Annotated in this window: 12 protein-coding genes; 7 read left to right on the top strand and 5 right to left on the bottom strand. The window is 54.9% G+C overall.

Translation table 11 applies throughout. The features are described from left to right. Nucleotides 1–126: 126 nt before the first annotated feature. On the bottom strand, nt 127–792 hold the full coding sequence (locus K9G39_RS09750) for a radical SAM protein (RefSeq protein ID WP_292004733.1): 666 nt from the start codon (nt 790–792) through the stop codon (nt 127–129). Next, complete coding sequence (gene purN, locus K9G39_RS09745; RefSeq protein ID WP_292004732.1) at nt 789–1,403, bottom strand: phosphoribosylglycinamide formyltransferase; 615 nt, start codon at nt 1,401–1,403, stop codon at nt 789–791. The genes K9G39_RS09750 and purN overlap by 4 nt, the downstream gene beginning before the upstream one ends. 154 nt (nt 1,404–1,557) lie before the next feature. Here purN and K9G39_RS09740 point away from each other — a divergent pair, with 154 nt between their 5' ends. The 3 genes from K9G39_RS09740 (at nt 1,558) to K9G39_RS09730 (ending at nt 7,054) form a co-directional block, all read left to right on the top strand. Further along, nucleotides 1,558–2,427, top strand: a complete 870-nt coding sequence (locus K9G39_RS09740; protein ID WP_292004731.1) for an SDR family NAD(P)-dependent oxidoreductase — start codon at nt 1,558–1,560, stop codon at nt 2,425–2,427. 368 nt (nt 2,428–2,795) lie between these two features. After that, on the top strand, nt 2,796–4,364 hold the full coding sequence (locus tag K9G39_RS09735; protein WP_292004730.1) for a serine protease: 1,569 nt from the start codon (nt 2,796–2,798) through the stop codon (nt 4,362–4,364). A gap of 818 nt (nt 4,365–5,182) precedes the next feature. Then, nucleotides 5,183–7,054 (top strand): hypothetical protein, encoded by a 1,872-nt coding sequence (locus tag K9G39_RS09730; RefSeq protein WP_292004729.1) that lies wholly within the window; start codon nt 5,183–5,185, stop codon nt 7,052–7,054. Nucleotides 7,055–7,129: 75 nt separating this feature from the next. Here the strand turns inward: K9G39_RS09730 and K9G39_RS09725 are convergent, their stop codons facing one another. From K9G39_RS09725 to K9G39_RS09715, 3 genes are all read right to left on the bottom strand, one after another. Continuing rightward, nucleotides 7,130–7,666, bottom strand: a complete 537-nt coding sequence (locus K9G39_RS09725; RefSeq protein WP_292004728.1) for a thermonuclease family protein — start codon at nt 7,664–7,666, stop codon at nt 7,130–7,132. 136 nt (nt 7,667–7,802) lie between these two features. Beyond that, complete coding sequence (locus K9G39_RS09720; RefSeq protein ID WP_292004727.1) at nt 7,803–8,330, bottom strand: DinB family protein; 528 nt, start codon at nt 8,328–8,330, stop codon at nt 7,803–7,805. A 147-nt stretch (nt 8,331–8,477) separates the two neighbouring features. Then, nucleotides 8,478–9,578, bottom strand: a complete 1,101-nt coding sequence (locus tag K9G39_RS09715; RefSeq protein ID WP_292004726.1) for a hypothetical protein — start codon at nt 9,576–9,578, stop codon at nt 8,478–8,480. Nucleotides 9,579–9,805: 227 nt separating this feature from the next. Between K9G39_RS09715 and K9G39_RS09710 the strand changes: the two genes are divergently transcribed. From K9G39_RS09710 to K9G39_RS09695, 4 genes are all read left to right on the top strand, one after another. Then, nucleotides 9,806–10,228, top strand: a complete 423-nt coding sequence (locus K9G39_RS09710) for a DUF4019 domain-containing protein (RefSeq protein WP_292004725.1) — start codon at nt 9,806–9,808, stop codon at nt 10,226–10,228. Nucleotides 10,229–10,282: 54 nt separating this feature from the next. Further along, nucleotides 10,283–11,044 (top strand): arylamine N-acetyltransferase, encoded by a 762-nt coding sequence (locus K9G39_RS09705; RefSeq protein WP_292004751.1) that lies wholly within the window; start codon nt 10,283–10,285, stop codon nt 11,042–11,044. 6 nt (nt 11,045–11,050) lie between these two features. After that, complete coding sequence (locus K9G39_RS09700; protein WP_292004724.1) at nt 11,051–11,530, top strand: GNAT family N-acetyltransferase; 480 nt, start codon at nt 11,051–11,053, stop codon at nt 11,528–11,530. 342 nt (nt 11,531–11,872) lie between these two features. Next, a complete protein-coding gene (locus tag K9G39_RS09695) occupies nt 11,873–12,589 on the top strand; it encodes a hypothetical protein (protein ID WP_292004723.1) in 717 nt (238 codons plus the stop codon). Nucleotides 12,590–12,663: the final 74 nt, after the last annotated feature.

Here is a 12,663-nt window from a genome sequence, read left to right as displayed (position 1 = left end):
CTGTAGGGGCGACATCTCGGTAGAGCAAAAAATCCGTTTCATTTTTCAGCTCCGTAGGAGCGGCATATCGGTAGCCCGGGGTGCAACCCCGGGAAAATGAGGGGGTACCGATTCATAGGGCCCCCCTCATTTTCCCCTCATATCCGGCGGCCATATATACTTGTGCATCTGCAGCTGCATGCGCACCCGGAGCCGGTCTTCGAGAATCCACTCCGCAAGGCTGCGGGGTTCGAGTCGGCCGAACACCGTGCCCATCATCACCGTGCAGGCGTCGGCGAGGCCGGTCCGGGTAAGCAGCTCCCGCGCCCAGAGGTAGTCGGGGCGGTCGGCAACCACAATCTTGAATTCGAACGAGCCTGACTCATCCTTGCCGCTTTGCAAGGCAAGGTCGATGTTTTCCTGATGGTTTTTTTCGGATACTCCGGACGACGGCGGCTTGATATCGATAATTTTATGCACGCGCGGATCGACCCCTGCCACGGAAAGGAACCCTCCGGTTTCAAGCAGCACAATCTCCCTGCGGCGGTTGCAGAGCTTTTCCATGAGCGTGTAAACATCCTCCTGCAGGAGCGGTTCTCCGCCGGTGATCTCCACGAGCGGAGCGCCGATTGCGTCAACCCTCCCGATGATCCCCTCTATCGTCATTTCCGTGCCGGGCGCTTCGGCGTAGGCGGTGTCGCAATGCAGGCAGCCGTGGCCGCACCCGGCAAGCCGTACGAAGGCGCAGGGCCAGCCGGCAAATGAGGATTCCCCCTGGATGGAGTGAAAGATTTCCGAGACGGAAAGCTTCATCGAATTTCTGCGGTTTTCATTTCGCCGAGCAGCTTTTCGAGCGCGGCGGGGTAGAGGCGGTGTTCGCATTCGAGCACACGCCCGGCAAGGGTCTCGGGCGTGTCGCCCGGAAGCACCGGTACACGTTCCTGCAGCACGATGCGCCCCTTGTCGTACTCCTCGCTGACGATGTGCACCGTGGCCCCGCTTTCGGCCTCACCCGAGGCGAGCACGGCGGTGTGGACGTGGATGCCGTACATGCCCTCGCCGCCGAATTTCGGAAGCAGGGCGGGGTGGATGTTGAGCATCCGCTCGGGATATGCCGCCACCACGGCCTGTGGCACCTTGCGCATGTACCCTGCAAGCGCGATGGCCTCCACGCCGTACTCGCCGAGCGCGGCGAGCATGGCCTCGACGAACTCTGCGTACGTCGCGAACTGCTTTTCCGAGATGTGGCGGGCTGCAATCCCGTTCTCGCGCGCGAACTCCATCGCGCCGCACTGCGAGCGGTTGGAGATACAGAGCACGATTTCGGCATCGAGCGGCCTTTTGGCTATGGCCTCGTGCAGGGATTTGAAGTTGCTGCCGGTTCCGGAGCAGAACACGGCAAGGCGGGTTTTATGGTTGGGCATGCGGTTGTTCGGTGTTTCGGCGTAGCTGATAGTTTTTCTGCCTTAATATGCATACGTGGAGCGCTTTTTTCAAACGGCACGGTTTGTCGCTCTGCCATTGCATGATTTCGGAGGGGTTTTCCGGCAAGCTGCCGGAAGCGGTATATTTAACCTCATGAAAAGAGGGAACGATAATTCTCCGCAAAGCAACATGGATACTTTCTGGAAAGGCAAAAGCGCCATCGTGACGGGTGCGGCTTCCGGCATCGGGCTTGCACTTGCTGCCGGACTCATTGAACGCGGTTCGAGGGTATGGATGGCAGACATCGACGGCGTAAGGGCGCAGAAAGCTGCGGCATCGCTCGGTTCCGGCGTGCATCCCGTGACGCTTGACGTGTGCGACGCCGTTGCGTTCCGCAAGCTTGTCGAAGGTGTCGCGCGCGATGCGGGCGCCGTCGATTTTCTCTTCAACAACGCAGGCATGCTGTTTTCGGGCGAGGTTCTCGACTCCGACGAGGCGCAGTGCGACAGGATCATCGATGTCAACATCCGGGGAATGGTGAACGGAACGCTGGCAGCCTATCCCCTGATGGTCGGCCGGGGGCGCGGCCATATCGTCAATATGGCTTCGCTTGCGGGGCTTGCTCCCGCTCCGCTGCTTTCCATGTACTCCATGACCAAGCACGCCGTGGTGGGGTTCAGTTCGAGCCTCCGTTACGAAGCCGAACGGCATGGTGTGCGCATCAGCGCCATCTGTCCTGCGGGCGTCGATACACCGCTGCTTGACGAAGGTCCGCTTTCGGGAGCCGAATCGGAGAGGTGGCGGCCAGATGTGCGGAACTACCTGACCCTTGCTGCCGGTCGGCTCTGCACCCCGCAGCAGGTTGCCCGCGAAGCCCTGCGGGGAGTGGAACGCAACCGGGAGCTGATCATCATCCCCGCCCGTGCGCGCCTGACGGCGCTGGCATACCGTTTCGCCCCCGACCTCGTCGCCGCATTCGGCAGGCAGGTCGTTGCGACGGTGATCGGGAAGGGAAGGGGATGAGGTGTTACTCTACCGGTATGCCGCTCCTCTGGAGCTTTAAACAGAGGAGGGCAGGGACAGAGCCGAGAACCTGCAGGGTGGAAGCAGGATGTCGGGGAATCAAGGTTATGCAATTTTCAAGTTGAACTTGAAAATTGCAAAATTTTGGCATGGGCATGCGAGAAGCAGAAAGCGTCGGGTATCGTGCCCAGGCGCTTGCCCTGCTTTACTTTGTGCCGGAAATTTCCGTACCTTTACCGTAATGCTGTTCCAGCCGCACAACGGCGCAGCGAAGGCATTACGACATGTGTACGCTACGATACGACTGCTCCCGAGTGACTGATGTGCCCCGATGATCGACGTTTTCCGCCCGATGCAACAGGCTGTTCATGCTTTATTTTCGTGGTATCAACTACAACGCAGTACCCATGTGGCAGATCGTTTTCATGCTTCTGGTTTCGCTGGTACTCTCCTCCTGCTCGAAAAAACCGGAAGATCCTCAGGCGCTGTACGAGAAATACCGCAGCAGCGTGGTGCTGGTCAAGAACCAGTACTACTACTCCCTTACCTTCGACAACGGCATGCGCCTTTTCTTTACGCTGAACGAAAAGGGAGCGCCGCCCGAGATTTACGATACCGAGGGCGAAGCCGTCGAGCATGCGAGCATCGCATTCGGCTCCGGGTTCTTTGTGGGTCGGGACGGCAGGATCGCCACGAACCGCCATGTGGTGAACCCGCTGAACCAGGGGAAGGAAGCCGCCGGCTACATAGCACGGATAATCGTCGAGATCAAGCGGATGCTGGGCGAAAAGATCGAGGAGAAGACCGCCGAACAGAACAAATTGCGAAACTACTTCGATACCAACTTCGACAGTCTCGATGAGAACTCGATCAGCGAACTGAAGCAGGCCTATGCGAATCTCGAATCGCAGATCACCGAGATGAAAGGTTTGCTCGGCAGAATCTCCTACAACCCCGACAATACGACGATACAGGTGCACGTGGTGGATATCGGCGTCGCATACGACAACACCTACGTCACTTCGCTTCAGGACTTCAAAAGCTGCGTGGTGGTAAAGCAGTCGGGCGACGAGGTTGTGGATCTGGCCCTTATCCAGCTCAAGGACAAGCGCACTCCCGGGCATATAACGTCGTTCATTCCGATGGAGGACGAGGGCGGAAAGCAGGAAACGCCGCCTGCCATCAACGACGACGTTTTCATGATCGGCTACAATTACGGACTCGAGCTTGCGGTAACGAAGGAGGGCATAAAGTCGCAGTTCACGGCGGGCAAGATCACCCAGGAGCCCGACGACAACCGCATGCTGTACTCCATACCCACCCTGCCGGGATCGAGCGGCAGCCCCATCATCGACAAGTGGGGGAGGCTCGTGGCGGTGAACTTCGCCAAGATCTCCGATACGCAGAGTTTCAGCTTCGGCATACCGAAAGATCGGCTCGTGGAGCTGCTCGGCACCACGGCTTCAGGTGCGGACGCGGGAGCTTATGCCGAGCGGGTTGCATCGGACAGTCCACCTGCAGCGGCCCCGGCTCCTGCCCCTTCACCTGCGCCAGCCACGGCCCCGGTTTCTCCGGCCCTGCAGGCCAACCGGGACGAGGTGTACCGGAGTGCCATCCGCGGATTCGTGGCCGCCGAGGACAGCAGGAATTTCGAGCGGATGTACAGCTACTTTTCGGATAATCTCATCCGCTACTGGGACCTTTCGAACCCCACCCATAACGACCTGCTGAACCGGTACCGGTACGTATGGGGCAAAACCAGCCAGTCGCGCAACATCATCACGGATATCCGCAAAATCACCGACCGCACCTTCGATCTGTATACCGAGTACGAATATTACGACCGGCGCAGGGAGAGGACCATATCGAAAAGCAGCCGAGTCCGCTACCATTTCGACGGATCGGGGAAGATTGATGAAGTGTATGGGGTTGAGTGAGTGTGTGATGAGTTTTTTGACGATATACGACGAGTCATGTTGTAAGCGTTGTCGTTATACCGATTCGTATAAGACGCGGATATAAAAACAAGCAATTCTGATAAGTGTTTAATATTGAGATAATTAAGAGGCTTTTGCACTCTTCGGAATTAGTGCATTATATGGGTTGTAATTCACATATCCGCGGTTTAGACGGATCAATCTAATTATTGTTAGGTTTCTCCAAAGGCATTATTCCCTTAACCATTGAAAAAATAGACAATGCCGTTCGCAAACTTAATGAATGACACGATCGACTTACTAAAGTCGGATGGTACCAAAAAGACAGGACTGAAAGCGGGGGGAGTGAAATTAGGGGACGATATTTATTTTAAGTTCTTATGGGAAATCAGGCAATGCTATAGCTGCAGCAGCTGTAGGATGGGTGTCGTATGCTGTTGTCGAATGGTTGGGCATGAAAAGCATGGGTGTGCCGGGTTGCACCCGGTGTTACCGGTATGCCGTTCCTCTGGAGCTTTAAACACGGTAGGATGATGCTTTTCTACCGCTATTGCATCCCTATGGGATTTGAAATTTCCGGAAAAACCTGAATTCTTGCTTTGCGTCATTTCAACTGCTGAGAGAACGGATAGCAAGCACCTCTACAGATAATCGTCTTCGCGCTGGTGGCAGGATTTTTCGGAGTATCCGGATTGAAACTGAAGGCATTGTGTTTTCGGGTGCGGTGACGGAATTTTTCTGTACCCGGTATGAGGTTTGAGAATTATGATTTATTTTGTCCTTTTTTTCGACATCCGGAACAACTCCCCGATACCATCATGGCTTCTTCCCGATTTTCTTTTTTGCTCATTCCTGTTTTTCTTTTTGCGCTTTCCATGTCGGCAGTTGCCGCCGAGCGTGACAGCGTCAGGGTATACTATCACGACGGCATAACCGTGCATGCAAAAAAGCAGAGCATCAGCCGTGCTGAATTTTCCGCCGAAAAAGGAACCCTTGGCGATGTGCTTGAAAAGAACGGTTTCTCGGTGATCCGGAAAGGGGTTTTTCTTGCGCAGGACGTCTACGCCGACGGCATGAAAAAATCGGATATTCCGGTTGTCGTCGATGACGAGCGCTACCAGTGCGCCTGTCCGAACAGGATGGATGCGCCGATATCAAGAATTTCGCCGCTCGACATCGAGTTGGTCGAACTCGATAAATCGGCTTCGAACCTGCAGGCCGGTCTCGGCGGCGTGGTTCTGGTGCGACGTTCCGAACCGCAGGATTCCTTGCGCTACAGGGGCAGCCTGACGCAGTACATGGGGAGTTTCGATGGTACGGATGCGGCTTTCCAGATCGAAAAAAACAGCCACAGGATATCGTTGCGGTACGTCGAGGGGGAGCCGTATGAAAACGGTGACGGAAAATCCTTCAGGGATCTCTACAACTACACGGAGAACACCCCGTACCGCTTCGGAGAAGCATCCTTTATGGGAAAATCCGGCCCTTGGAAATACACAGCATCTTTCATGTACTCCGAAGACATCTCGTTCCCCTATCTCCTGATGGACGAGCGCAACAGCCTGGTCTACAATGCATCGCTGTCCTATGATGATTACAAGCTCTATGTGAATTACACCGACCATACGATGGACAACGGGCTCAGGACCGGATACAGCACCATGCAGATGCGTACCGATGCCACAAATCTCACAGTGGGCCTGAAGTCTGATTTATTCGAGGCTTTCTACAGGCGATGGAACGCCGACAACTCGATCCGCAACAGAATGGCCTCGATACAGAACAACATGATTCCCGACGTCAATCTCTATGCGTTCTCGGTGCGGAAAAAAACCGATTTCAATGGCATTTCGGTTGCAGGAAAGGCGGGGCTGTCCTGGTATCATATCGGAAACGGGGATGTCCTTCCGTATCTCCGGACGGTTCATCCCGGAGCCGATGACGATCGCCTTTTTCCGACGTTCGGCCTGAGCCTTTCGCATTCCGCATCGCTTTCGAAAAGCCTCTCGCTCGGCGCCATGCTTGATGTTGCTTCCGAAGCTCCCGAAGCAGAAGCGCTTTTCATCAACGTGAGAAAAATGCCGAATACCGTCTGGACCAGCGGCAATCCCGAACTCGACCAGCCGCTCCGGGCAACACTCAGGACCTCGCTTTCCTCCGACTGGGCAAAGCTCGAACTGTTCGGATCCTACATTTTCAATTACGTCACCATCGACAACGCAACGGTCGGTGCGCAGCGATACCTTACCTATTCCAATATCGATGCGTTGCTGGCCGGTGCAACGCTCGAACTGAAGTACAGGTGGCTCGATGTCAACGCATCGTATACCTACGGAAACAATGAAACCGACAATCGTCCGCTCATCGAAATTCTTCCCCTGAGAATCACGACGACCCTGACGACTCCTGAATTTTCGGGTTTGAAGCTGTATGTCCGCCATAAATACGAACATTCGCAGAACAGGGTGGACCCGGAACTGATGGAGACCCCTACCGGATCGTGGAATACCTTCGATGCCGGTATCATGGGCTGCTATAAAGGGCTGTCCTGCTCTCTCGATGTCGAGAATATCGGGGATGCCGGCTACTACAGGCATCTTTCCTATCTTCGCGATCCCTTTGCAAGCGGTTACCGGGTTTATGAGCCAGGCATAAGCGCAAGCCTGAATATCAGATACGCTTTCAACTGATCGCCAGCTTACCGAAGCCGGAAAAGGTGACCCAAAGCAAACAGGGGGGTATCAGTCAAATGCTGAAAAAGTGCCTTACATTGTCCCGATGGCAGGCATGGATTTCTGTCTTCCCCTGCTTCTGAATTCCCATGGTGCAATGGCGTCCGGATCGACCCAGAGGCCTCTTTTGTTCAGCCGGGCTTCGTTTTCCAGCGAATCGAGCAGCCTGCTCGACGAGAATTTTCTGAAGTGCCAGGCATACCCTGAGCGGACGAGCGCCTGATCGAGATATTGCCCATCCACTTCGATAACACCGAGAGTGCGGCCGTACTGGTCGGTTTCCTTTCTCGTGAGCGAAACGGTTTTATGGAACACCATACGGCTCGTGAACTTTTTTGCCTTCCGGCCAAAAGCCTGGTGCAGCTCCGGGCAGTCGATGCCGAAGAGTCTTACTTTTTCTTTCCGGCCGTCGACGAGGAGGGTTATGGTGTCGCCGTCCGAAACGCCGACAACTTTTCCTTTTTCGGGCGCTTTCGTGACGTCACAGCTGCCGAGAAAGAGCAGCATGGCGACAAACAGGTGAATGCTCGCAATACGGAAGACGATGCCGAAGGGGAGTTTTCTGTTCATGAGAAAAAAAGGCGGTTTGTGGCAGAATGCACAAATCACCTGTTGTTGTTCGCTATACAAAACGGCAATTCAGGGAAGATACGCAAGTGTGGCCCCATATCTTCCCTCTAACAGGCGGATCGGACGGCAAGCCGTGTTACTTGCCGTAGAGATGGTAGGTGTTGACCGGCTTGCCCTGCATTTTCAGGTAGTAGAAAAGCTGTGCCTTGTGCTGGTTCAGATGGTCGATCATCTGCAGCATGCGCAGACCGAGGTTGACGGGGGTTGCATCCCAGGGCGCCGGAGCCGGTTTTGATTCGAGATCTTCCTCGCTGCAGTTGCTGAGTGCATCGAGTGCGAGAGCCTTGTCCAGAGAGAGAAGCTTCAGGGCTTCGTCGATGGAACCGACAGCATGAAGTTGTCCGGCTGGAGGCGGCATTTTCTTTTCCGTTTTCTTATCATTCATGTCGCTATGGGCTGGCATATCCCAATCTCCCGTAGCGAACCCTTTCATCGGAATGCCGCACGATTTTCCCATATGCAGCAGAAGTTGCCCCGTCGTCATCCAGTTGTCGCCTTCGGAGGGTTTCCACGGAAGATCCTTTTCGTCGAGAAGCCTGACCAGCCTTTCAGCCACCCTGAAGGTGTCGTCGAGCTGTTGTTCGAGAAGCTGTTTCCAGTTCATAATCGTGTTGGTGATTTGCGGAGTAACGTTCATTCGCTACGACCTATAACAGCAAACCCGGCCCCGGGGTTCATTTTTCAGGGGATTCTCCGGGATGTCGATCGGGTAAGAAGGGGGTGGGGAGCGACAGTCCCTATCCATGCCATTCTATGCTTTCGGGTTTGTGCTGCAGGTTATCTTAACTCCCATCACCTGCAGATCGAGCCAGAACCGCTCAGGCTCTACATACAGTGCCTGATGCCAGAGTCCCGGCCTGCGGGGCGTGTCGGCATATTGCTTTAGACAGGCAATCACGGGCAGGGCGGTAAAGGCATAAGGGTCCGGATACGATGCAGCAATCTCTATGGAGCCGGTGTCGCCCTGTGCCGTGCAATGCAGTATTGCCCATTCGGTATCCGGCCCGAACCTCTCCAGTCCCCACCGGAAGAACCTCGCGACATGCCGCTCTGTTTTGGGAAAGAGGTGCAGGGCAGCAAGAGAGAGTGGCATGAAGGCCCAGTCGATCGGACGGCCGAACCCGGCAATATAAAATCCGGCATTTTTCAGGGTCGGGATGACGCCGGTGAGGAGCTGTATCTCGTCCATGCCCATTGCGGCACAATCCTGTTTCCCCCTGCCGTCCCGGAAATCGAACCGCTTTACATGTTTCCAGCTCGATAGCCATTCCCTGTCCTGCAGTACCGACATGTCCATGGCTTTCAGTTCACGCATGAAATCAAGCAAGGTTTCATGCGTGACGCTATTTTTCTGCCACTTCAGACCGAAAGAACCGAAAATGTCCACGGAGCGCAGACCGGGGCAAAGGGTTTCCGCCCAGCGGGCCATCGCTGCGGGAACGCCGGGATGATAGCCGCCATCGGTGATGTAGCAGAGGCCCAGTTTCTCGAACATCGTGCGCATGGAGGCAAGGAAGTCCCGTTTGGCCTTGCTGCACAGCAGAATGTCCAGACAGTCGGTTTTCGTGTCCAGTGCCGCGCGGACCACTGCAGGAAGGTGTTCGGCGGAACTGACCGCGATCACCAGAATGTCGATTTTTTCAAAGGCCCGTTTGAGGCTTTCCTGTTTTTTCAGGTCGATGACGGCAATGTCGGGGAGCGATGCGGCCTCTGGCAGCAGCTCTTCACGAAGCAATTCGAGCCTGGCCCTGTTTCTGCCGAGAAGCATGGCTTTTCCTGTTTTTCCCGCAACCACCTGTCGGGTAATCGACTTTCCGGCAAGTCCTGTCGCCCCGAGAATTCCGATTTTCATCGCAGCGTTTCTTACATTGCTTCAACAGCCAACCTTCAGAATGCGGGTATCTCCATGGGTGCAAAGCGGAAAGAGCCTCTTTCAGATAAAATATGATATTTCGTAAAATTCTCTGTTTTCGGTTCCTGCTCCGAAGACATGGTTGTCGTCTGGATACGGGTGTGTAAGCCATTTCCCGGGCGGTCTGCCTGGACTTGATCATTTTCGCGAAAAAGGAGGGTGAACTCATGAAAACCATTATCGTCCAACTGATGACCATGGTGCTGGTTTCTGCCGGGTTTACGACTGCACGGGGGGCGACCGGAGCGGAAAAGCTTGCGGCTTCCGCCGCCATGGACTGGTTTTTCCTGATAGACAGCGGGAGGTATGCCGAAAGCCGGAATGAAGCGTCGATCTTGTTTCGGGGAGCCGTATCCGAACCGGGCTGGGTAGCCTCTCTGGACGGGATGCGCAAGCCTTTGGGCAGAGCGCTCCGGCGCGAGTTGGCCGGGACTCGGCAGTCGGGCAGCCTTCCCGGCGCGCCGGATGGCCGGTATGTCGTCATGACCATGCAAACGGCATTCGAACACAAACAGTCCGCTACCGAGACCGTAACGTTCATGCTCGAAAAAGATGGTGTGTGGCGGGCCGCTGGGTATTTCATCAAATGAAAGGTCTGGATCCGGAAGTAAGGAGTAATGGCAATAGTGATTGCGGAGGAAAAGATGAAAGCTGATAATTTCGATCTACAGGCATATTTTTCCCGAATAAGCTTCAGGGGGGAGCCCGTTGAGGACTTTCCCACCTTGAAAGGCATGATGCGCTGCCAGCTTTTTACGGTGCCGTTCGAAAACCTCGACGTGCAGGAGGGTAAAGTCGTCTCGCTCATACCTGAAGAGATTTATTCGAAAATCGTCGAGCATGGTCGGGGCGGGTACTGCTACGAGGTGAATGGCCTGTTTGCCATGGCACTCGATGCGCTGGGTATTCCGTACCGGTTCGTGGCCGCCCGACCGATGACCTACCCTGTCCGCCGTCCAAAAACGCATATGGCGGTCGTGGCGGCGGTAGATGGCGGGCAGTGGCTCTGCGATCTGGGATTCTGCAGTTACGGTATACGCGAGCCGCTCGACCTGAACGGTCTTGACCGGGAGATCAGGCAGGATTCCGATATCTTCAGACTCTCGAAGGGCGAGGATGGGGAGTATCTCCTGCAGTCACTTTCCGACGGTAGATGGATGAACCTGTACGAGTTCAACCTGTCGCCGCAGGAGTGGGTCGATTTCGAACCGGCCAACTATCTGAATTCCACTCATCCGGATTCTATTTTCGTGCGCTCGCTCATGGCGGTGCTGCAGACCCCCTCGGGGAAAAAGGTACTCCATGGAGACCGGTTCAGGGAGGTGTCGGAAAACGGCACCCGGGAGTTGACGCCAAGTCCGGACGAGCTTCCGGCATTGCTCGATCGGGAGTTCTCATTACGGTGATTTTTTATGAGCGCAACATACGCTATTCACAGGGCGAGTGCGGACGATGTGCCGGCGGTTGCGGCAATGGTCGGCGAGTTGCTTGAGGAGATCATGCTGGTCATAGGCGAGCAGGCCTTCAATTTCGATGTAGCCGATACCGTATCGAGGCTCGGGGATTTCATTGAGAGCGAGCGTTATTTCGTGTTCGTCGCACACAGTGGGGAGGGGAAGCCAGCCGGCTTCATCGCCCTGTGCGAAAGCTGCGCACTCTATGCAGAGGGGGTGTTCGGGACGATTCCGGAGCTTTATGTACGTCCTGAATTCCGCAATTGCGGTTTGGGGCGCAGTTTGGTTTCGGAGGCGAAAGCGTTCGGCTTTTCAAACGGTTGGAAGCGGCTCGAAGTGACCACGCCTCCGCTTCCGCAGTTCCAGAGTACCCTCGTGTTCTATGAACGGGAAGGGTTTGCCGTAACCGGCGGTCGCAAGCTGAAGGTTCTTCTGTAGGCCTCGTATTTGAACTCGATACCCCGTTTCCGGTTGGCGTTTTTTTTGCCTGTTCAGGCCTGGAGATATTGATGATCAGAAAGCGTTTATTTATATATTTCAAATAGAAAATGTTTTCCCGATGATGCGTGCACTGGGTAATAACCCGGTTTTTTTCGCTCTCCAGGTCTTCATGAATATTGAGGTATTCTCCCTGACCCCGTCAACCCGGACATAATGATTTTGGTACATCGGTGATGTGCACGCACGATTGCAACACGATAGCGCTCCGGTAACCGTTCGCGTTTTTTTTCGGATCAAATAAACCTGTTGAATAAACGTTAACAGAAAAGGAGGCGCAATTTGAACAAGCAATCAAATCGTCCTGAAAAAGCCGGGAAAAAGTGGTTTTTACTGGCGCTGTCGGCCTTGTGTATCACTCCGGCAAGTGTTTGCCGGGCCGCAGAATCATCCGCCGATCTCAAGGTTACCGTAGAGGCTTGGGTGGCGAACAACTCGGAATACACTGAAGACGCTGTTCCGCGGATCGCCATCGGCCCCCACGGCGAACTCAGCACCAATTTCTACAAGCTGTCGCTGGAGAAAGGGTTCGGCAACTTTTTTCTGGTGGGCACCCTGAGCCTGGGAAGCATCCAGGAGCAGAGAATGTATCTGGATTACGCTGAAACGGACTGGGTGGAAATTGACGGCGATATCATCAGCGGCGAGATCAGCGGCTATTACAGGATAGGAGAACCGTCCCGGTACATTGACTTCGGAGCAGGATACCTGTTTTCACATACAACCAAGGAGTTCTACGACCATACTGTTGCCGGGGTTCCCGATCCTGCAAGGCAGGGCAATTTCGGAAGGTTCAAGATGGATCACCAGATTCTCTCGGCAAAGGTGCGCGGGCGGTTAATGAAAGGGGATTTCGGCGTTGAAGGCCGAGCATCCTACGGTTTGGCTTGGAACGACACGACGGTGGAAGGATGGGAAGGCGGAACCACGTATGATGGCTCCTCGCTGTTTCAAGTGGGTGATGATATCAGAAGCGTATATTGTGGTGTAACCAACTAAGCCAGTAACCAGTACGCTCATGAACGACCTTACCCTTTTTCAGATGGCCTTGGGACTTGAGTCCCCATGGTATG

Source organism: Chlorobium sp., from assembly GCF_021740465.1.
Taxonomy (GTDB): Bacteria; Bacteroidota; Chlorobiia; order Chlorobiales; family Chlorobiaceae; genus Chlorobium.
Note: the sequence above shows the minus strand (reverse complement) of the source record. Positions and strands in the feature narration are given on the sequence as shown.